Raw genomic sequence first — 20,743 nt, forward strand, 5'->3', positions numbered from 1 at the left:
GATTCTAAGTCAAGGGGAGGGGGCTTGCAAGTTTGGCCAGACAGGCGCGGTCGACGGGTTCAGGCTGTCGACCATCGAACTGGGGATCAGGATGGTCGCGCCGCGCTCCTTCGTCGTTTCATAGATGATGTTCATCGCCCGCAACTGCAGGGCGGCCGGATGGCCGGCGTACATGTCGGCCGCTTCCACGAACTTCCCGGCGATGGCGGCTTCGGCGGAGCCGAGGATGACCCGCGCCTGCTTCTCGCGTTCGGCCTGGGCCTGGCGCGACATGGCGTCCTGCAGCACGACGGGAATAGCGACGTCGCGGATTTCCACCGAACCGACGGAGATCCCCCACGGCGCCGTCTTCCGGCCGATCGATTCCTTCAACTGCGCGTCCGCCTCCTTGCGCTCGGACAGCAGCGCCGTCAGCATCGACAGGCCGATCATTTCCCGCAGCGACGTCTGGGCCACCCGGTCGATCGCCTCGCGGTAATTCGTGATCGCCAGCGCGGCTTTCTCGGCATCGTGCACGTGCCAGAAAATGATGGCGTCGACGTTGACCGGGACGGTGTCCTTGGTCAACGCCTGTTCGGCGTTGAAGGCGGTGGTCTGGATGCGCCCGTCGATGACGGCAACCACGTTATCGATGATGGGAACGATGGCGAACAGGCCGGCGCCCCTGACGCTGTGGAGTTTACCCAGCCTCAGGATGACGAATTTTTCCCACGTATTCGCCATCTTCAGCGAGAACGCAATAATCGCGGCAAGGACCAGGAACGGCAATCCGAGCAGTGGATTGACCCAGTAGGTGAGGACTGCGCCAACGGCGAGGCTGACGGAGACCAGGAATGATGTGACCGGATTCATGATGGCGATGGCCGGCGCTTGATCATCCAAGCATACGCCGAATTCGGGCAAGGTGCGCGCTTGCCCGTCCCGGATCGATACGGTCGAGAATGCGCGTCAGGCTACGGGAATTTTTTTGCTTTTAATCAAGATCATTGCCCTCCTGTTGAGTACCTTAACCGACGGAAATCTGATACCTGATAAACATCGGAGGTGCTGCATGGATGGGAGCCAAGCGATCGCGGCGGGCGCTGCGCTGTCGGTGTTCAGTCTCGGTGCGCAGCACGACCGCCTGATGCGCCTGGACTTCCCCTGCAACGATGGACCGGAAGCGATCCTCCTGCCGAACCGGATGACCGCGCGCGAAGAAGTCTCCCGCTGCTTCCGCGTCGAGGTTGAGCTCCTGTCGGACGACGCCCGGATTCCCCTGAAGGCGATGATGGCCAGGATGGTGACGATTTCCGTCGTGCGCGAAGACGGTTCCCTGCGCTACTTCAATGGGTACGTCACCGAATTCCGCTTCGTGCGTGCAGACGGCGGCTTCGCGTTCTACCGCATGGTGCTGGAACCGTGGCTGGCATTCGCCAAGCTGCGCAAGGACAACGTGTCGTTCCACGGCAAGAGCGTCATCGAATTGACCGAACTCACGTTCGCGCATTACCGCCAGGCCGACTGGCGCACGCACATGATCGACGCCGATCCGCGGATGACCTGCGCGAACCAGTACGACGAGACCGACTACAACCATCTGCATCGCCGCTGGGAGGCGCTCGGGCTTACGTACCATTATGAGCACCGGGCAGATGGGCACACACTGTGGCTCTACGACAGGAGTACGCTCGTGCGGCCCATCGATCCGACCGGGATCGACGATTCCGGCGAAATCCCGTTCCGCGACAAGGCGGGTTCGCTCGAGGACGATGGCATCCGCGAATGGAGTCCCGTGCGCCGCATCGGTTCCGGCCAGACGACCCTGGCAAGCTTCGATTACAAGAACCCGATTGTGCAGCGTTCGACCGCCGAATCCCTCAACAACCAGGGCGACATCTTTCCGTACGAAGTCTACGAAAACACCGGGTCGTACGGTTTCCGGACCCACGACGATGGCGAAAAACTCGCCTACCGGCGCATGGGCGAGCGCGACGCGAACACCCAATATTTCGAAGCGCGAGGCAACGATCGCACCGCCCAGCCGGGCCGCTGCTTCAAGCTCGGCGGCCACTTCAGCGCCGAGCTGCAAGTCCCCAAATGGGGCGAGGCGCCCCATCCGAGCATTGGCGACCGCGACTACCTGATCCTGTCCGTCGACCACGAGGCCAGCAATAATTACCAGGCCGGAGCGGGTGCGCCGTCGAACTACGAAAACACGTTCCGCTGCGTGCGCAAGGATATTCAGTGGCGCCCGGGACGCCACTACAACAGCCAGCCCTGCACCTATCCCGGCATCCAGACGGCGATTGTGGTCGGGCCTGACGGGGCCGAGATCCATACCGATGGCTACGGACGTGTCAGGGTCCAGTTCCACTGGGACAGGCTGGGCAATTACGACGAGAACAGCTCTCCGTGGCTGCGCGTCATGTCGCCGGGCGCGGGCAACCAGTTCGGGAACATTCGCCTGCCGCGGGTCGGCGAGGAAGTGGCGGTGGTCTTTCTGGACGCGAACATCGACCGTCCCGTCATTCTCGGAGCGCTGTATAACTACACGCATATGCCGCCGTGGAAGTTGCCGGGACAGCAGGCCTTGTCCGGGCTGCGCAGCCGGGAATTGGGCGGTGCCACTCGCGGCAATCACCTGATCCTTGACGACACGGCCGGCAAGATCCAGGCGCAGCTGAAAAGCGATCACCAGTGTAGTCAACTGTCGCTCGGTCACATTACCCGTATCGAGGACACGTCCGGCCGGAAAGATCCTCGCGGCGAAGGGTGGGAGCTTCGTACTGACGGCCATGGCGTCGTGCGTGCGACACAGGGCATGCTCATCTCCACGGAAGCACGCCCGAACGCCGCGACCTACATCAAGGATATGGGCGAAACGATTCAACGGCTGTCGACAGCCGCTGACCTGCAGGAGCAGTTGGTTGGGATGGCGCAGCACTATGGCGCTCAAGAAAAGCAGGAGCCTCAGCAAGGGGATGCGGTCGAAGACCTCAAATCCCAGAACCAAGGCATTCGGGGCGGCGGCAAAGGAGCGTCTCCTGAATTGTCCGAGCCGCATTTGGTCGTCGCCAGTCCGGCCGGCATCGAACTCACCTCGGCCCAATCCACCCACATTGCCAGCAACCGCCACACCGCCATCACCAGCGGCAAAAGCCTGTCGATTGCCAGCGTCGACGGCCTGTTCGCGAGCATCGGCAAGACATTCCGTCTGTTCGTGCACAAGGCTGGCATGAAACTGATTGCCGCGGCCGGGAAGGTATCCGTGCAGGCACAAGACGATGACGTCGAGATCATTGCCAACAAGGTGCTTCGGCTCTTGAGCGAATCGGACTGGGTCGATATCCGGGGCAAAAAAGGCGTGCGGCTGCACGGCGGCAATCACATGCTCGAGATCAGCGATCAAACGCAGTTCTTCACGTCGTCGCCTGTTCTCTTTCACGGCAATCTGGAGACGCTGGCGCCGAAGAGTGTTTCACAAGCATTCAACGAGAAACCGGCGGGTTATCACTTTGACCAAGAGGTGAACTTCCTCCAGGTGGATGGTACGCCAGCGAAAGACGTTGCCTATGAACTGGTAAGGGATGACGAAACGGTCGCTGGCGGCAAGACCGACGCCAGCGGCAGCACCGGACTGCAAAAAGCCGCAGGAATGGACAGCTATACGATTCGATGGAAAGGTGAACTGCCATGAGCGACAACAGCAATCTCAATGAGCGCGGCAACCATCAGGGAGAATTTACCCAAGGCGTCGGTGGCTGGGCAGAATATACGGTTCATATGACCGAAACCGCAGATAAGACCAGGCACGATGTCACAGTCCCTCCCGGAAAAATAATTCCTGTCATTTTTCTTCCAGGCGTCATGGGCAGCAATTTGCGCATGACTAAAAACAGGCAGGATCAACTGAAACGTCCGGATAACCGGGCATGGCGTCCGGATGATTTAGTGGACCTGTCCGGCAACTACGAGGTTGCCAGAAAAACAGGCATGGGCGGGTGGTTTAGGAATGCATCGCCGGCGCAACGCCAACTGGACTTTGATCCTGAAAATACGGAAGTGGAGTATTACCACTTCACCGAGAGCAAAGAGCGCTTTGATCCGGAAGGAAAAGAAACTCTAGAGGCGGATGCACGCCACCAGAATGTCCCCGACGGTCTTGCACCGATTGCACCGCTGATGGGCTATCGCCGTATCCAATCAATATCGCAGGCCAACCCGAATCTTGTCTCGGCACACAAACGCCAGATGCCGGCCCAGATTGCTCGTTGGCGCGGCTGGAGCGAAGTGCTTTTCGCCGGGCCTTACGGTCAGATGTTGCGGACGGCAGAACTGCTTCTCAACAATATGATCGTAAACGGACAGTTGAACCCAACGTGGTTGCCGGCTCTCGCCGACCCGAAAACATTTGGTGCCGCATCAGGAGCGGCAATTAAAGAGAAAGACATAAAAAAGATTTGCAATTGCTGGTACCCAGTACATGCGATGGGATACAACTTCCTGAAGAGCAACGGAGAATCAGCCGTTGTCATCGCCAATCGAATACGCGGATTGGTCCTCGGCTACCAAAAGCGTGGCTTCAAATGCGATGAGGTCATCATCGTTACACACAGCATGGGAGGCATCCTTGCACGCGCGTTGATCCATCCCAAGTATGGAAAGCTGCTAAACGACCAGACGGTGAAAGTCTTGGGCATGTACCACAGTGTCATGCCGACATTGGGCGCTGCCGCCGCGTACCGACGCATGCGTTTCGGTTTCCAGGAAAAAGAAGGGCTCAAGGCACAGTACTTTGCTGAGGTCATCGCTATCGACGGTCAACATGCGACGGCGATTCTTGCCAATACTCCCGGTCCGCTGGAATTGTTGCCTGCGGCCGGGTATGGCAAGGATTGGCTGAAGGTCGTGGATGGATGCGGTAGGACGATTCGCAGCTGGCCTCAAGGCGAGGAAAATGCACTCGACAGCATTTACCTTCAGCCGCAAGAAAATTGGTGGCGCCTCATTAACCCAGATTGGGTAAATCCAGGCAATGTTCTATTTCAAGATGGAGGTGGCTTAGCCAACGTGGGTAGACGTTTAGCCAACGCAACTGCCTTCCTCGATTCCATCGAAACGACATTTCATCCGACACATTGTTATGCCAGTTATTGCGCATCGGATGAGCACAAAAGCTATGGCAATCTGGTTTTCAAGGTCATAAATCCAGAGGTCTGGGATAGCCGAACAATTAACTTGCCCTCAGTCGACACATGGAAACTTTTGAGTGACGATAAGAAAGGAACTTTGACGGTACAAGCGGGAAAAAGGGTGTTGACGCTGAAATTGCAGCCGATGGATGCGGCTGGCGACGAGACGGTGCCTGCCGAACGCTCGGCACGCAAGATTATTGGCACGCTATTCCCCCATGGAAGCTCCAAAGGGAGCGGCTATGAGCATCAAGGCAGTTACGCCGATCCGAATGTACTGACGTCGATGTTGTATTCCGTCGTGAAGATCGCCGGAACTGCGAAGTGGGGATGATTATGTGTACGAACAGCCGGACCACGGTGGCGAAATGCTGCTTCGTTTTGATACTGGCGACGTCGCTTGTCGCCTGCTCGAAGAAATTTGCTTATAAGGAGCGTGCCGTGCCCGAAACTGTTGCGTTGAGTCCAAGGTTGAAAAACCTGTTCAAAGAAACCAAACTTGTGTGCTTTGGCCGATATGCGCTGATGGTTCCCAAAGAAGCGCAAGTGATATGGGGGGATTTTTCATTTCCTTCCAGAATCTATCTCTTTGAAGGAAGTCGAGAAAAAATCAAAGAAAAAGTTGCTCTGGATATTGCTAAAATAAAACGTGCCGATGAAACCGCGGAGGTCGTCCGTAATGCCCCAGGACCAATCGAAGATAGTTGGCAATTCCGTTATTACGAGGATAAATCGGCAAAAAGATTTAATCTTTATCTTTTTAATACCTATATTAATAAAGGTAATATTATTTTCCTTTTGCGCGGTGGCGTCGATCCCGACACCAAACAAACCGAGGAACAAGCGGTAGCACAGGAGGCCAGCCGGGCAAAGAGCCTGCGCTTGCGAACAGAAGATGACATCCCATCCGAAGAAGGCTATTGCATCGAACACGGCTTCATGGCCAGTTCCTTTTATGGCGACCAAGAAATGATCAGTGCCGGCATTTATCTTCCCAGCCTGCCCGACGTGACCTTTTCGATCAGCTCGAACAAGGACGCATATTCCGACTATCCCAAGGAGGAATTCGCGCGAATCAAAGTGGAAGAACTGTCCTTGCTTGCCCGCATCCGCCAGGCACAGGAGCAACAGGGGAGCAACTATCCGGACCGGACCCTTCTGCGCGAAGGTAAGCGGGACGTGCAGCACTGGCACGGCGAAGAATCCCTCATCCGCAGGCCCGACGGCACCCATGATTTCGAGTGGGGTTTCGTGGGCACGCCGAAAGATGTCGCCAACCCGCCGGAGTTTGGCGCCGCCATGTTCACCAAGGTCGAGCACAACACGGTTGGCGCCGCCAAGGCCGCGTCGCTGAGCGACGACGAGGCGGTCGCGCTGTGGGACAAACTGCTCTCGGGCCTGAAATTCCGCGTCAAAGTCCCTGGTGCGCCGGAGGGTTCGTACTACCTTCCTGAGAAAAAGAATCCGAGCCCGGCAGGAGGGTAATCGGCTTTTTTATTCATCAGCATCCGAAATGGCACATTGTCCACAGCTGCATTGAAAACAAAGGGAGCGGCTATGAGCATCAAGGCAGCTACGCCGATCCGAATGTACTGACGTCGATGCTGTACTCCGTTGTAAAGATCGCTGGGACTGCGAAATGGAATTGAATATGCGCGCAAACAACCGGACCTTGTTGGCCGCACGCTGCTTCTCTTTGATACTGGTGTTGTCACTTGTCGCTTGCTCGAAGAAATATACTTACAAGGAGAATGGCATGCCTGAAACTGTCGCATTGAGCCCCCGGCTGAAGAATCTTTTCAAAGACACCAAGCTTGTGTGTTTTGGTCGATATGCCCTTGTCGTCCCCAAGGAAGCACAGGTGGTATGGGGTGAGCCCTCTTTTCCTTCCAAAATCTACATATACCAAGGCAATCGGGGAGCAATCAAGGATAAGGTTGATCAAGATATTGCAAAAATAAAACGCGCCGACAAGACCGCAGAGATCACCTATAGCAAACCCGGACCAATTGAAGGGAGCTGGCAGTTCCGCTATTTTGACAGTGAAGAAGCAAAAGAGCTTAATCTTCATTTTTTTAACACATATATCAATAAGGAAAATTTAATTTTTCTTTTGCGCGGATCGGTAAGAAAAGGAAAAAGCGAAGACGAAGCGGCGGCGCAGCAGGCCAGCCGGGCAAAGAGCCTGCGCTTGCGAACAGAAGATGACATCCCATCCGAAGAAGGCTATTGCATCGAACACGGCTTCATGGCCAGTTCCTTTTATGGCGACCAAGAAATGATCAGTGCCGGCATTTATCTTCCCAGCCTGCCCGACGTGACCTTTTCGATCAGCTCGAACAAGGACGCATATTCCGACTATCCCAAGGAGGAATTCGCGCGAATCAAAGTGGAAGAACTGTCCTTGCTTGCCCGCATCCGCCAGGCACAGGAGCAACAGGGGAGCAACTATCCGGACCGGACCCTTCTGCGCGAAGGTAAGCGGGACGTGCAGCACTGGCACGGCGAAGAATCCCTCATCCGCAGGCCCGATGGCACCCATGATTTCGAGTGGGGTTTCGTGGGCACGCCGAAAGATGTCGCCAACCCGCCGGAGTTTGGTGCCGCCATGTTCACCAAGGTCGAGCACAACACGGTTGGCGCCGCCAAAGCCGCGTCGCTCAGCGACGACGAGGCGGTCGCGCTATGGGACAAACTGCTCTCGGGCCTGAAATTCCGCGTCAAAGTCCCTGGTGCGCCGGAAGGTTCGTACTACATACCGCCAGGTAAAACCGACACTGCCGCTGCTGGCCAGTGATGGTCGAAGCGCAAACGCTGCTCGGGAACAAACAGGACAAACATGAAGCATCAAGGACGCGGTGTCATTCGCCTCAACGATAAAACCGATCACGGCGGTCAGGTCATCAGCGCAAGCTCGGGTACGACCGTGATGGGCGTGGTCGCGGCGCTTCAAGATGACATGACGTACTGCCCCAAGTGCAAGGGCAATTTCGCGATCAAGCCGGACGGTGCCGGGGCCCGGCACCAAGGCAAGCCGTACGCCTATGACGGGGACGAGACCGAATGCGGCGCCCGGTTGATAACCTCGTTATGACCAGCATCACAAGGTAACCGGGGTTGCAAACTCACCGGTCTCCGCGGGCGTGAGAGCGCTCATGCCTGCGGATCCTGCGCTTGCCGAGGCGGCAGGGTGATTGCGTTCAGCCCCGCGCGAGCGCCAGCCGTCCGTGGCCGGCCGGTGCGCCGAGCGCGTGTCCGGCCGTCAGCTTGAACTGCGCCAGCGCGCCCGACAACTGTTCCGTCTGCTCCGCCAGCGATTCCGCCGCGGCCGACGCTTCCTCGACCAGGGCCGAGTTCTGCTGGGTCATCTGGTCCATGTCGTCGATGGCGCGCCCGATCTGCTCGATGCCTTCGGCCTGGCGCTGGCCCGCGACGCTGATCTCGGCCATGATGTCGTGCACCTTGCGGACCGAGGCGACGATCTGTTCCATCGTCGTGCCCGCTTCGTCGACGAGCGCGCTGCCGGCGTCGACCTTGGCGACGGAGTCGCCGATCAGCTGCTTGATTTCCTTGGCCGCGGCGGCCGAGCGCTGCGCCAGGTTGCGCACCTCGCCCGCGACGACGGCGAAGCCGCGGCCCTGCTCGCCCGCGCGGGCCGCTTCCACGGCCGCGTTCAGGGCCAGGATGTTCGTCTGGAACGCGATGCCGTCGATCACGGAAATGATTTCGACGATCTGCTTGGCGGACGCGTTGATGGCGCCCATCGTGCTCACCACGTTGCCGACCACTTCGCCGCCGCGGGTGGCGATGTCGGTGGCCGAGACGACGAGCGAGTTGGCCTGGTTCGTGTTGGCGGCGTTCGTGCGCACGGTTTCCGTCAGCGATTCGACGGCACGCGTCGTGTGCTCCAGGCTGCCCGCCTGCGATTCCGTGCGGCTGGCCAGGTCGGCGTTGCCGCTGGCGATTTCGGCGCTGGCCGTGGCGATGGTCTCGGCCGACGTCTTGATGCCGGATACCATCGTTGCCAGGCGCGTGCGCATTTCCTGCAGCGCGGCCAGCAGGCTGTGCTGGTCACCGGCGTCGAGGCGGATCTCCATCGACAGGTCGCCGGCCGCGACTGCACGCGTGATCTCGCGCGCGTATTCCGGTTCGCCGCCCAGCTGTTGCCAGATGGTGCGGATGACGAACCACGACACGCCGATGAGGGTCGCGATCACGATCAGCGCCGTGAGAATGGTGACGGACAGCACGCGGCGCACGCTCGACGCGCTTTGTGCGATGCCGTCCTTGAATTGTTGCTGGGCCTGCTCGTTGAACTTGGCGACGTCGGCGTTGAGCACGGTCAGCGCGCTCTGCATGCGCTGCACGGTGGCCTGCGGGTCGCCCTTCTCGAGTTCCAGCATGATCTTGGCGGCCGAGAGGGCCGGCGCATAATAGTCCTCGAATTCCTTCGAGAGGCGCTTGCCGGTTGCATCCATGCCCGGAATCCTGGTGACTTCGGCCAGTTTGGCGCGGACCTTGTTCGCCTGTTCGCCGATCTGGGGGACGCGGGCCTTGTCGCCTTCGGAAACGGCATCGCGCAGACCGTCGGTGATGCCCTGCAGGTCGGCCGTCAGCGCCTTCGCCGTGCCCAGCGCCGGGTAATCGACGGCCTCGGTCGTGTGGATCGAGTCCAGGGCGCCGCTGGCGATGCTGGCGGAAACCGCCACGCCGAGGCCGAAGATGATGGTCGAGATGACCGGGAGTGCCCAGATCTTGCGCTTGATGCTCATGATGCCGTTTCCTCTGAATTCAACAGCCCGCCGCCGGGCAGGCCGGGGGCGGGCGGGTGGATGGTGACGCTTACGGTGTGTAGATCACTTTGACCGTGGCGTCGACCGCGCTCTTTTCGATGTAGCCGATGGCCTTGGGGTCGCTCGCCACCATCTTCTTGACGGCGGCGCTGTCCGCGGCTTCCTTGGGCATCGTGGCCTTGCCGGTGAACACCAGCTTGGACCACAGGGACTTGACCTGGGACGCGTCCTTGTCCGTCACCTTCTTGTAGAACTCGGCGCGGACCGGGGTGCCTTCCGGCTGGTCGATCGGGCTCATGGCGCTCGACCGGCCCAGGAAAAACTGTGCGACCTGGTCTTTCGTCATCGACGACTCGGCCGCCTTGGGATTCGCCACGACCACGACCTCCGCCATGGCCGGCAGGGTGAGCAGCAGTGCGGCGGCGGCGATGCCTGTCTTGATCAGATGTTTCATCGACCTCTCCTTAGAACACGAAGTCGAGCGCGACGGCGCCGACGTTGACCGGACCGTGGAAGCCCGGCTGTGCGTTGATCAGCAGGCCGCTCGCCTGGTTCGGGCGCACGTGGTCGAACTGCACCTTCAACGCCAGCGAACGGTAGAAGTCCCAGCGCACGCCGATCGTGTCGGTCTGCTGCTCGCCCTGGCTCACGCCGGTGTAGCGCAGGCTCGAGACGATGCCGGACAGCGCGGCCAGCGTCGGCGTGCACGCGGCCGGGTAGCCGGCCGGGCAGGCCGCCGGCATGTCGTTGTTGACGCTGCCGTCGATCGTCAGCCGGGCGTGGCTGTAGTACGGCAGGAACTTGCCGATGCGATAGCCGCCCATCACGTACCACGACGTCGTGTCGTTGATGTAGCTGTCGGTCTTGCGCTTCGCGTACTCGCTCTGCACGACGACGTCGTTCCAGTCGAGGGTCGCGCCGAGGGACGTGAACGAGGCCTTCTTGTCGTGCACGTCGATGTCGGAGGCGAGCTGGGCCGCCTGCGGGATCCGGTAGCCGGCGCCGACGGCGTTCAGCGAGTTCAGCAACGTCGTCAGCGACGTCGAGCCGTTCAGCGTCAGGCGACCGTCGACGCGGCCGAAGCGCACCGTCAGCGGGCCGTGTTCGGCCACGAGGTTCAGCGCGGTCAGGCGGTGGCCGTCCAGGCTGGGACCGCCGGCGATGTCGACCTTGCTCTTGCCGACGGCGAACTGGGCGGTGTACGTCGTGTCGCCATAGCTGTGCTGCCAGGTGACGTCGGCGCCGTCGACCGTGTTGAACAGCATCTGCGAATACATCTCGGCCGGCGGACGGAGCATCGTGTTGGCGTAGCCGACGTTACGGTAGTCCGAAATCATGAACGCCGGTACGCCCATGCGGCCGACGCGGATCGCCACGTCGTCCGAGACCCTGGCCTTGGCGAAGGCCCAGGCCAGCTCGGCGCCGAAGTCGTCCTGCGCGTCCTTGCGCACGAGGCCCTGGCCCGTGACGGACAGCCAGCTGTTGACGGCGTAATCGGCCTGCACACCGAAGTTGGAGTCGACGCCGGTGGTGACGTCCTTGGTGGCGCCGCTGGCCTGGTTCGGACGGGCGAACTCGGCTTTGTCGGTATTGTTCCAGGTAAGGGCACCGGTGCCGAAGCCGCTGATGCGGACGGCGGAAGCGTTCTGCGCGAATGCGCAAGGCGCGGCAAAAGACAAGGCGAGCGCACTCGCGATGATGCGTTTTTTCATGGGATTGACCTGCTGAAGACTGCGGGTGGACGGTTTTTGTTATAGAGACACTACCGAGGCGATGGGCTGGGCCGCGTAACGAATCTGTAATAAATTGTAGAGCGGCCAGAAAAAATGCTGCAAGGAAAATACGCGAATAATCACTCTACTCTAGAGATCAACGCCATCTTTTGTTGCAGCAATCTGACAGCGAGCGCTATCAGATTTAAATGATGTTTTTAATTCCACCAGTGCGACGTCGTGCCGGCTTCCGGCAGGCGCGCCTGCCTGGCCTCGTGCACGATGCCGGCCTCGACGGCCTGTTCGGCCGTGTAGATGCGGGAGCAGGCCGTCAGGTAGGACCGGATGTCGTGGGCATCCGGCGCGCCGCGGGTGGCGTCCTCGAAGATGGCGGCGTAGCGCTCGGCGTCGAAGTCGAGGCAGTCGCGCCATTCGGAAATGCGGCCATGGTCCGCCGCCACGAGGTTGCCGAAGCCCCAGTGCAGGGGATGGATGAGGAAGCGCGTGCCTGGGCAGGCGTAACGTTGCGTCCCGGCCAGGAAGATCGCCACGCCGACGGATTCCACGCTGCCCACGTTCCACGTCGTCAGCGGCAGCGGCAACGATTTCAGGAAGTAGTACAGGGCGAAGCCGGCCGTCATGTTGCCGCCTTCCGTCGACATGTGCAGCTCGATCTCGGTCGCGCCGCTCTGCAGCGCCTGCAGGCACAGGTTGCGCACGGTGCACGCCGAGTTCGCGTTGATCGGTCCGATGAAATGAACGATGTGCAATGCCATGAAGCCTCCCGGTGACGGCTCAAGCATAGCAAGTTTCGCAATGTTGGCTCGTTCCGCATTGCGTGCCGCGGACAGGACGGGCATGCTAGGGACGGACGCCGCGCAGGCGCGCACTTCGATATTTAAAATATCTGATATTCAAAATCGATATTCCGATATATCCGGCCCGACCCCCGGTGCTAATCTTGTAGCCAGTCAGTCATATTTTCACAGTGTCCTTTCCGAACCGAGGCGATGATGTCCACTCCGATCCGATTTTTCTACCGCGGCGCCGTCCATGAAGTGAACGACGTCGCGCCGACGCAGACCATCCTGCAGCACCTGCGCGAGGACTTGCACTGCACCGGCACCAAGGAAGGCTGCGCCGAAGGCGACTGCGGTGCCTGCACCGTCGTGCTCGGATCGCTCGAAAACGGCGAGCTGCAGATGCGGTCGGTGAATTCCTGCATCCAGTTCACGCCCACGCTGGACGGCAAGGCCTTGTTCACCGTCGAGGACCTGGCGCAGAAGGACGGTGCGCTGCACCCCGTGCAGCAGGCCCTCGTCGAATGCCACGGTTCGCAATGCGGCTTCTGCACGCCGGGCTTCGCCATGTCGCTGTGGGGCCTGTACCTCAAGCAGGAAGGCCGCGAGCCGAGCCGCTGCCAGATCGACGATACCCTGTCCGGCAACCTGTGCCGCTGCACGGGCTACCGTCCCATCATCGACGCCGCCAGGCGCATGGTGACCCTGCCGCCCGCCGAGTTCGACCGCGAGCTTGTGGCCGAACAGCTGCGCGCCCTGCAGCGCGACGCCGGCGCCACCTACACCTACGAAGGCCAGACCTTCCACGCGCCGCGCACGATGGACGAACTGGTCGCCGTGCGCGCCGCGCATCCGAAGGCGACGATCCTGGCCGGTTCGACCGACGTCGGCCTGTGGGTCACGAAGCAGATGCGCGAACTGACCGACATCATCTACCTGGGCCACGTGGCCGAGCTGAAGACCCTGCGCGAGCAGGACGGCTTCATCGAGATCGGCGCCGGCATCTCCCTCGAGGACGCGTACGCCGCCATCTGCAAGCATTACGACGCCGAGCTGGGCGAGTTGTGGCAGCGCTTCGCGTCGCTCCCGATCCGCAATGCGGGCACCCTGGGCGGCAACGTCGCCAACGGCTCGCCGATCGGCGACTCGATGCCGTGGCTGATCGCGCTCGGCAGCGAACTGGTGCTGCGCGGACCGGACGGCGAGCGCACCATGCCGCTCGAAAGCTTCTACCTGGGCTACCAGGTCAAGGACTGGCGCGACGGCGAATTCGTGCAGGCCGTGCGCGTGCCGCTGCCGCGCAAGAACGTGGCGTTCCGCACCTATAAGCTGGCCAAGCGCTTCGACCAGGACATCTCGGCCGTGTGCGCCGCCTTCGCCTTCACGCTGGACGACGGCGTCGTGGCCGATGCGCGCATCGCGTTCGGCGGCATGGCCGCGACGCCCAAGCGCGCGGCGCAGGCCGAGGCAGTATTGAATGGCCGCGCCTGGGACGAGGCCGCGCTGAAGGAAGCGATGGAAGCGCTGGCGCGGGATTACGCGCCGCTGTCCGACATGCGCGCATCGAGCGCCTACCGCATGAAGACCGCGCAGAACCTGCTGCGCCGCTACTGGCTCGAAACGCGCAAGGACAATCCGCTGCCGACTTGCGCAGTCAACCCGTTCGCGAAGGCAGGAACGAAAAGCGCAACGACATCCGCCACCGACGCAGTGGCCTGAGGAGAACATCATGAACGACGCAGGATCCCCCGCACTGACCAAGGCCGCCTGGGCGCAGGTCGGTCTCGGAAAAGCACATGAATCGGCCCGGCTGCACGTGCTCGGCCAGGCCGACTACACGGACGACATCCCCGAGGTGCGCGGCACCTTGCACGCCGCGCTCGGCCTGTCGAGCAAGGCGCATGCGCGCATCGTCGACATCGACTTCGCCGGCGTGCTGGCCAGCCGCGGCGTGCGCGCCGTGCTCACCGCCAAGGACATCCCCGGCACCAACGACTGCGGTCCCATCATCCACGACGATCCGATCCTCGCGGATGGCCTCGTGCAGTACATCGGCCAGCCGATCTTCGTCGTCATCGCCGACAGCCACGACCTGGCACGGCGCGCCGTCCGCAAGGTCAAGGTCGAGTACGAGGAACTGCCCGCGATCCTGACCCCGCAGGCCGCGCGCGCAGCCGGCTCGTTCGTGCTGCCGCCGATGCGCCTGACGCGCGGCGACGCCGAGACCGCGTTCGAGCGCGCGCCGAACCGCGTGAAGGGCGAGCTGCACGTCGGCGGCCAGGAGCAGTTTTACCTGGAAGGCCAGATCGCGTACGCCATCCCGCAGGAAAACGACGGCATGCTCGTGCTGTGCTCCACGCAGCACCCGAGCGAGATGCAGCACGTCGTGGCGCATGCCTTGAACCTGCATTCGCACAACGTCGTCGTCGAGTGCCGCCGCATGGGCGGCGGCTTCGGCGGCAAGGAATCGCAGTCGGCGCTGTGGGCCGCCTGCGCGTCGATCGCGGCGAAGCGCCTGAACCGCGCCGTCAAATTGCGCGCCGACCGCGACGACGACATGATGGTCACCGGTAAGCGCCACTGCTTCCACTACCTGTACGAAGTGGGCTACGACGACAGCGGCCGCATCGTCGCGGCGAAGGTCGACATGGTGAGCCGCGCCGGCTTCTCGGCCGACCTGTCCGGCCCCGTTGCTACCCGCGCCATCTGCCACTTCGACAACACCTATTACCTGTCCGACTGCGACATCCGCGCGGCGGCCGGCAAGACGAATACCCAGTCGAATACGGCGTTCCGCGGCTTCGGCGGTCCGCAGGGCGCCATCGCGATCGAGTACATCATCGACGAGATCGCGCGCAACCTGGGCCAGGATGCGCTCGACATCCGCAAGCTGAATTTCTACGACAAGATCGACCGCAACGTCACGCCGTACGGCCAGCCCGTCGTCGACAACGTGATCCACGAACTGGTGGCCCAGCTGGAAGAGACGAGCGAATACCGCGCGCGCCGCCAGGCCGTCGAGGCGTACAACAGCACGAGCCCCGTGCTGAAGAAGGGCCTCGCGCTGACGCCGCTGAAATTCGGCATCGCCTTCAACGTCACGCACCTGAACCAGGCCGGTGCGCTCGTGCACGTGTACGTGGACGGCTCCATCCTCGTCAACCACGGCGGCACGGAGATGGGGCAGGGCGTCAACACCAAGGTGATGCAGGTCGTGGCGCACGAACTGGGCGTCGATCTCACCCGCGTGCGCATCGCCGCGACCAATACGAGCAAGGTCGCCAACACGTCGGCGACGGCCGCATCGACGGGCGCCGACCTGAACGGCAAGGCGGCCCAGGACGCGGCCCGCCAGATCCGCGAACGCCTCGCAAGCTTCGCCGCCAGGCAGTACGGCGGCGCCGCCGGCGACGTGCGCTTCGTCGCCGACACCGTGTTCGCGAACGGCCAGGAAATCCCGTTCGGGGAACTGGTCGCCAAGGCCTACCTGGCCCGCGTGCAGCTGTGGTCGGACGGCTTCTACGCCACGCCGAACCTGAGCTGGGACCCGAAGTCGATGACCGGCAATCCGTTCTTCTACTTCGCATACGGCGCGGCCGTGTCGGAGGTCGTCGTCGACACCCTGACGGGCGAATGGAAACTGCTGCGCGTCGACGCGCTGTACGACGCCGGCAACTCGCTGAACCCCGCGATCGACATCGGCCAGGTCGAAGGCGCCTTCATCCAGGGCATGGGCTGGCTGACGACGGAAGAATTGTGGTGGAACGGCCAGGGCAAGCTGATGACGCACGCGCCGTCGACCTACAAGATCCCGGGCGTGTCGGACTGCCCGGAAGACTTCACCGTGCGCCTGTTCGAGAACCGCAACGTGGCCGATTCGATCCACCGCTCGAAAGCCGTCGGCGAGCCGCCGCTGCTGCTGCCGTTCTCCGTGTTCCTCGCGATCCGCGACGCCATCTCGGCCGTCGGCGGGCACAAGGCGAATCCGCCGCTGCGCGCGCCGGCGACGAGCGAGGCGATCCTCGACGCCGTCTCCTTCGTCGAACACGCCGTGCAGGAATCCCGGGCGGCCTGACATGGACGACTGGCTCATCCCCACCGCCCAGCGGGCCGTGCTGATCACGGTCGCGAAGGCCGACGGTTCCGTGCCCCGCGAACCGGGCGCGCGCATGCTGGTCGACGCGTTCAGCCAGTGGGGCACCGTCGGCGGCGGTCACCTGGAACTGCGCGGCGTCGAGACGGCGCGCGCCATGCTGCAAAGCGGTGAAGCGCGCCGGCTGGAACGCTTCCCGCTCGGCCCCAGCCTTGGCCAGTGCTGCGGCGGGGTCGTGCACCTCGCGTTCGAGCTGGTCGACCGCGCGCACTGCGCGGAGCTGGCCGCGCGCCGCCACGAGGATTGCTGGCGCGTCGTTGCGCTGGATGGTGAGCCGGACCTGGCGCTCGTCGACGCGCTGGGCCACAACCTCCAGCGCAGCGGCGGCCGCTATCCCGATTTCGAGCGCAGCGGCGGCACCCGCGTGCTGCTGGACGGGGACAACCGGCGCTGGCTGGTCGACCACGTCCCGGCGCCGCGCGCGCACGTGATGCTGTTCGGCGCCGGCCACGTGGGCGCGGCCATCGTGCGCCTGCTGGCGGACCTGCCGTGCCGCGTGACGTGGGTCGACGAACGCGAGGACATGTTTCCGCCCGTGGCGCCGCCCAACGTCGTCGTCGAAGCGACCGACATGCCGGAAGTCCTGGCGCGCCAGGCCGCCCCCGGCACGTGCTTCCTCGTCATGACGCACAACCACGCGCTGGACCAGCGCCTGACCGAAGCGATCCTCAGACGGCCCGCGCACCGGGACTGGTTCGGCCTGATCGGATCGGATACCAAACGCAAGCAGTTCGAGCACCGCCTGCGCGACCGCGGCATCGCGCGCGCGCGCCTGGACGACATGGTGTGCCCGATCGGCGTCCCCGGCATCAAGGGCAAGGAGCCCGCCGTGATCGCCGTCTCCGTCGTCGCGCAACTGCTGATGGTCTGGGAGGCGGCGGCCAGGTCCGCCCACCCCGCGACCGCAACCCCCGCCTTACTGGAACAAGACTAAGATGTCCAACGATACCCGCAACGTGCAGGCCTACCGAGCAAGCCTGCTGCACTTCCACGCCGATCCGGCGCTGCTTGACAACGCCCACGCGTGGCACGAGGATGGCCTGCTCGTCGTCGAAAACGGCCGCGTGCTCGCCGCCGGCGACTACGACAAGCTGGCGCCGACGCTGCCGCCCGGGACAGGCATCGTCGACTACCGCGGCCAGATCATCACGCCCGGCTTCATCGACACGCACCTGCACTTCCCGCAGACCGACATGATCGGCTCGCCCGCGCCGGACCTGTTGCCGTGGCTGGAGAACTACACGTTCCCGACCGAGCGCCAGTTCTCCGACCCCGTGCACGCGCGCACCGTCGCCGAGTTCTTCCTCGACGAGCTGCTGCGCAACGGCACGACGACGGCGCTGGTCTACTGCACGGTGCACAAGGAATCGGTCGACGCGTTCTTCGAGGCCAGCGCCGCGCGCAACCTGCGCATGGCCGGCGGCAAGGTGCTGATGGACCGGAACTGCCCGGACTTCCTGCGCGACACGGCCGACCTGCGCGACAGCGAAGACCTCATCAAACGCTGGCACAACAACGGCCGCGCGCTGTACGCGATAACGCCGCGCTTCGCGCCCACGTCGACCCCGGCCCAGCTGGGCGCCGCGGGCGAACTGGCGCGCGCGTTCCCGACCACGTACATCCAGACCCACGTGTCGGAAAGCCGCGACGAATGCGCGTGGGTGCAGGGCCTGTTCCCGGACCGCCGCAGCTATCTGCAAGTGTACGAGCACTATGGCCTGATGCGGCCGCGCGCCATGTTCGGCCACTGCATCTGGCTGGACGACGTCGACTTCGCGCTGATGGCCGATACCGGCTCCGCGATCTCGCACTGCCCGACGTCGAACCTGTTCCTGGGCAGCGGCCTGTTCGACGTCGCCAAGGCCGACGGCGTGAAGGCCCACGTGTCGCTCGGGACGGACGTCGGCGCCGGCACGTCCTTCTCGATGTTGCAAACAATGAATGAAGCGTATAAAGTTGCGCGATTGAAAGGCAGCTATCTCCCGGCCCTGCGCATGTTCTATCTCGCCACGCTGGGCGCCGCGCGCAGCATGCAGCTCGAAGGGACGATCGGCAATTTTGCCGCCGGTACCGAGGCCGACTTCATCGTCCTCGATCCGAAGGCGACGCCGCTGCTGGCGCGCCGCACGGCGAACAGCGATTCGCTCGAGGAAAACCTGTTCGCGCTGGCCCTGCTGGGCGACGACCGTGCCATCCGCGCGACGTATGCGGCGGGTAAGCGGGTGCACGAGCGGGCGCAGTAATTCGAGCACGCGGAACCGCGTTATCACGTCGTTCCCGCGCAGGCGGGAACCCGAGTTTCGTGCGCAGACACTGCGCAAACTTGGGCCCCCGCCTTCGCGGGGGCGACGGTTTTTCGGTTCAGCGGTTGGAGACGGGCTGCCACCGATCACTCACCAGCCGAGACCGATATGACAAAAGTCCTTAGCAGCAGCCTGCTGATCACCCTGGCGGCCCTCGCGGCCACCGCTTCCGCGCGCCCCCCGGCATCCGGCCCCAACGAAGCGGCCACGGCGCGCCACTACGCCGCCCTGATCGCGGGCCCCGAGCCCAAGACGGCGGAACTGGTCCTGTTCTTCTCGCAGATGCCCAAGGGCGGCGACCTGCACCACCATTATTCCGGCGCGATCTATGCCGAGACCTATGTCGACTGGCTGGACAAGCAGGGCGCGTGCGTCAACAAGCTGACCTACCGCATCGAGACGGACAAGAGCGTCGTCGAATCCGAGCGCGCCAAGCAGCCGAAGGACCGCACGTGCCTGTCGGGTGCCGACGTGTACGCCGACGACGCCACGTGGCGCGAGCTGCTGCAGCACTGGTCGAGCAAGGATTTCAACAACCACGGCGCGATCCAGCCGCCGCCCGACCGCCAGTTCTTCCAGACCTTCGGCTACTTCGGCCCCGTCTCCGACCACAACTTCCACGAAGGCCTCCTCGAGCTGAAGAACCGCGCGCTCGCCGAGAACGTCGGGTACATCGAGACGATGTTCAAGAGCCCGGACACGATCTCCGACCCCGAGTTCGACAAGCGGGCCTGGGACACCGCGCGCGACGACGCGAAATTCGCACAGTTGCTGGACACCGCGCGCCAGAAGCTCGACGCCACCCCGGCCTTCAAGGCGTCGGTCGACGGCTTCGTCAAGACGGTCAACGACGCGGCGCAGGGCATCGACGACGACAACTTCACGATGCGCTACCAGACCTACGTCGTGCGCCTGTTCTCGCCGTCGCGCGTGTTCTCGTCCATGCTGGCCGCGTTCGAGGCCGCCGCGCGGGGCGGCAAGATCGTCGGCGTGAACATCGTGGGCCAGGAAAGCCAGATGGTGTCGATGCGCGACTACACGCTGCACATGCAGATGTTCCGCTTCCTGAAGAAGGTCTACCCGAAGGTCAACGTGGCCATGCACGCGGGCGAGCTGGCGCTGGGCGACGTGCCGCCGGAAGACCTCAAGTACCACATCGACCAGGCCCTGAACGTGGCGGGCGCGCAGCGCATCGGCCACGGCATCGACCTCGCGCACGAGACGAACGCCGTCGGCATCATGAAGACGATGCGGGAGAAAAACATCCCGGTCGAGATCAACCTGACGTCGAACGCCTTCATCGAGGGCGTGCAGGGCCAGAACCACCCGATCACGCTGTACCGCAAGTATGGCGTGCCGTACGTGATCTCGACCGACGACGCCGGCGTGACCCGCCACAACCTGGCCCACGAGTACGTGCTGTTCGCCAGCCGCTACAAGCCGAGCTACGCGGAAGTGAAGAAGGCGTCGTACAACAGTATCCGCTACGCCTTCCTGCCGGACGCCGACAAGGCGCGCCTGACGCGCCAGCTCGATGCCCGGTATGCGCGCTTCGAGGCGGACGTCGTGGCGCTCGACCGCACCGTCGTGAAGCACTGAACGCCGCGGTCATTTCCCTCCTGCCGGCGGCGGCTCCGCCGCCGGTTGTTCTCCCAGGCGCATATGCATATGCCGCCTCTGTGGCCAACTCGCTACAAATCCCCCGATTTCTCGTGTCGTTTGCCTAAAAAACAAGCGAAAGAATTTCATTAGAGAATGGCGCATTTATAATCCCGCCGTGTCTGATCCTGAGGGAAAAGGCAACCTGC

15 protein-coding genes are annotated in these 20,743 nt (G+C 62.7%); 10 read left to right on the forward strand and 5 right to left on the reverse strand.

Annotated features, from left to right (window positions below):
* Positions 1 to 9: 9 nt before the first annotated feature.
* Positions 10 to 852, reverse strand: coding sequence for a slipin family protein (locus ACEN9Q_RS01800; protein ID WP_495628907.1), 843 nt, complete (start codon positions 850 to 852; stop codon positions 10 to 12).
* Between the two features lie 199 nt (positions 853 to 1,051).
* Between ACEN9Q_RS01800 and ACEN9Q_RS01805 the strand changes: the two genes are divergently transcribed.
* From ACEN9Q_RS01805 to ACEN9Q_RS01825, 5 genes are all read left to right on the forward strand, one after another.
* Positions 1,052 to 3,679, forward strand: a complete 2,628-nt coding sequence (locus tag ACEN9Q_RS01805) for a type VI secretion system Vgr family protein (protein WP_495627153.1) — start codon at positions 1,052 to 1,054, stop codon at positions 3,677 to 3,679.
* Complete coding sequence (locus ACEN9Q_RS01810; RefSeq protein WP_495627154.1) at positions 3,676 to 5,508, forward strand: esterase/lipase family protein; 1,833 nt, start codon at positions 3,676 to 3,678, stop codon at positions 5,506 to 5,508. Before ACEN9Q_RS01805 ends, ACEN9Q_RS01810 begins: the two co-directional genes overlap by 4 nt.
* A gap of 2 nt (positions 5,509 to 5,510) precedes the next feature.
* Positions 5,511 to 6,659 carry a T6SS immunity protein Tli4 family protein gene (locus ACEN9Q_RS01815; protein WP_495627155.1) on the forward strand — a complete coding sequence of 383 codons (1,149 nt, stop codon included), beginning with the start codon at positions 5,511 to 5,513 and terminating at the stop codon, positions 6,657 to 6,659.
* Positions 6,660 to 6,813: 154 nt separating this feature from the next.
* Positions 6,814 to 7,971, forward strand: a complete 1,158-nt coding sequence (locus ACEN9Q_RS01820) for a T6SS immunity protein Tli4 family protein (protein ID WP_495627156.1) — start codon at positions 6,814 to 6,816, stop codon at positions 7,969 to 7,971.
* 42 nt (positions 7,972 to 8,013) lie between these two features.
* Positions 8,014 to 8,268 carry a PAAR domain-containing protein gene (locus ACEN9Q_RS01825; RefSeq protein WP_056444740.1) on the forward strand — a complete coding sequence of 85 codons (255 nt, stop codon included), beginning with the start codon at positions 8,014 to 8,016 and terminating at the stop codon, positions 8,266 to 8,268.
* A 106-nt stretch (positions 8,269 to 8,374) separates the two neighbouring features.
* Here ACEN9Q_RS01825 and ACEN9Q_RS01830 read toward each other — a convergent pair whose 3' ends face one another.
* The 4 genes from ACEN9Q_RS01830 to ACEN9Q_RS01845 form a co-directional block, all read right to left on the reverse strand.
* Positions 8,375 to 9,946, reverse strand: a complete 1,572-nt coding sequence (locus tag ACEN9Q_RS01830; RefSeq protein ID WP_495627157.1) for a methyl-accepting chemotaxis protein — start codon at positions 9,944 to 9,946, stop codon at positions 8,375 to 8,377.
* A 70-nt stretch (positions 9,947 to 10,016) separates the two neighbouring features.
* Positions 10,017 to 10,421 carry a type 2 periplasmic-binding domain-containing protein gene (locus tag ACEN9Q_RS01835; RefSeq protein ID WP_056444743.1) on the reverse strand — a complete coding sequence of 135 codons (405 nt, stop codon included), beginning with the start codon at positions 10,419 to 10,421 and terminating at the stop codon, positions 10,017 to 10,019.
* 10 nt (positions 10,422 to 10,431) lie between these two features.
* Positions 10,432 to 11,679 (reverse strand): hypothetical protein, encoded by a 1,248-nt coding sequence (locus ACEN9Q_RS01840; RefSeq protein WP_495627158.1) that lies wholly within the window; start codon positions 11,677 to 11,679, stop codon positions 10,432 to 10,434.
* Positions 11,680 to 11,897: 218 nt separating this feature from the next.
* Positions 11,898 to 12,455: a ClpP family protease gene (locus ACEN9Q_RS01845; RefSeq protein WP_495627159.1), complete on the reverse strand. Its 558-nt coding sequence runs from the start codon at positions 12,453 to 12,455 to the stop codon at positions 11,898 to 11,900.
* Between the two features lie 237 nt (positions 12,456 to 12,692).
* Between ACEN9Q_RS01845 and xdhA the strand changes: the two genes are divergently transcribed.
* The 5 genes from xdhA (at position 12,693) to ACEN9Q_RS01870 (ending at position 20,534) form a co-directional block, all read left to right on the forward strand.
* Entirely contained in the window at positions 12,693 to 14,198 is a 1,506-nt protein-coding gene (gene xdhA / locus ACEN9Q_RS01850) for a xanthine dehydrogenase small subunit (RefSeq protein WP_495627160.1), read from the forward strand.
* A gap of 10 nt (positions 14,199 to 14,208) precedes the next feature.
* Positions 14,209 to 16,554 carry a xanthine dehydrogenase molybdopterin binding subunit gene (gene xdhB / locus ACEN9Q_RS01855; protein WP_495627161.1) on the forward strand — a complete coding sequence of 782 codons (2,346 nt, stop codon included), beginning with the start codon at positions 14,209 to 14,211 and terminating at the stop codon, positions 16,552 to 16,554.
* A 1-nt stretch (position 16,555) separates the two neighbouring features.
* The gene (gene xdhC, locus ACEN9Q_RS01860; RefSeq protein ID WP_495627162.1) at positions 16,556 to 17,566 is read left to right on the forward strand and encodes a xanthine dehydrogenase accessory protein XdhC; all 1,011 of its coding nucleotides are present in this window, start codon (positions 16,556 to 16,558) and stop codon (positions 17,564 to 17,566) included.
* Position 17,567: 1 nt separating this feature from the next.
* A complete protein-coding gene (gene guaD / locus ACEN9Q_RS01865; RefSeq protein ID WP_495627163.1) occupies positions 17,568 to 18,875 on the forward strand; it encodes a guanine deaminase in 1,308 nt (435 codons plus the stop codon).
* 168 nt (positions 18,876 to 19,043) lie between these two features.
* Positions 19,044 to 20,534 (forward strand): adenosine deaminase family protein, encoded by a 1,491-nt coding sequence (locus tag ACEN9Q_RS01870; protein WP_495627164.1) that lies wholly within the window; start codon positions 19,044 to 19,046, stop codon positions 20,532 to 20,534.
* The last annotated feature ends 209 nt before the right edge of the window (positions 20,535 to 20,743 follow it).

The sequence above is a fragment of the Massilia sp. Masssp93 genome, assembly GCF_059491295.1.

Coding starts and splice junctions, on each gene's coding strand:
- ACEN9Q_RS01800 (WP_495628907.1), bottom strand. CDS start 852: ATGAATCCGGTCACATCATTCCTGGTCTCCGTCAGCCTCGCCGTTGGC.
- ACEN9Q_RS01805 (WP_495627153.1), top strand. CDS start 1,052: ATGGATGGGAGCCAAGCGATCGCGGCGGGCGCTGCGCTGTCGGTGTTC.
- ACEN9Q_RS01810 (WP_495627154.1), top strand. CDS start 3,676: ATGAGCGACAACAGCAATCTCAATGAGCGCGGCAACCATCAGGGAGAA.
- ACEN9Q_RS01815 (WP_495627155.1), top strand. CDS start 5,511: ATGTGTACGAACAGCCGGACCACGGTGGCGAAATGCTGCTTCGTTTTG.
- ACEN9Q_RS01820 (WP_495627156.1), top strand. CDS start 6,814: ATGGAATTGAATATGCGCGCAAACAACCGGACCTTGTTGGCCGCACGC.
- ACEN9Q_RS01825 (WP_056444740.1), top strand. CDS start 8,014: ATGAAGCATCAAGGACGCGGTGTCATTCGCCTCAACGATAAAACCGAT.
- ACEN9Q_RS01830 (WP_495627157.1), bottom strand. CDS start 9,946: ATGAGCATCAAGCGCAAGATCTGGGCACTCCCGGTCATCTCGACCATC.
- ACEN9Q_RS01835 (WP_056444743.1), bottom strand. CDS start 10,421: ATGAAACATCTGATCAAGACAGGCATCGCCGCCGCCGCACTGCTGCTC.
- ACEN9Q_RS01840 (WP_495627158.1), bottom strand. CDS start 11,679: ATGAAAAAACGCATCATCGCGAGTGCGCTCGCCTTGTCTTTTGCCGCG.
- ACEN9Q_RS01845 (WP_495627159.1), bottom strand. CDS start 12,455: ATGGCATTGCACATCGTTCATTTCATCGGACCGATCAACGCGAACTCG.
- xdhA (WP_495627160.1), top strand. CDS start 12,693: ATGTCCACTCCGATCCGATTTTTCTACCGCGGCGCCGTCCATGAAGTG.
- xdhB (WP_495627161.1), top strand. CDS start 14,209: ATGAACGACGCAGGATCCCCCGCACTGACCAAGGCCGCCTGGGCGCAG.
- xdhC (WP_495627162.1), top strand. CDS start 16,556: ATGGACGACTGGCTCATCCCCACCGCCCAGCGGGCCGTGCTGATCACG.
- guaD (WP_495627163.1), top strand. CDS start 17,568: ATGTCCAACGATACCCGCAACGTGCAGGCCTACCGAGCAAGCCTGCTG.
- ACEN9Q_RS01870 (WP_495627164.1), top strand. CDS start 19,044: ATGACAAAAGTCCTTAGCAGCAGCCTGCTGATCACCCTGGCGGCCCTC.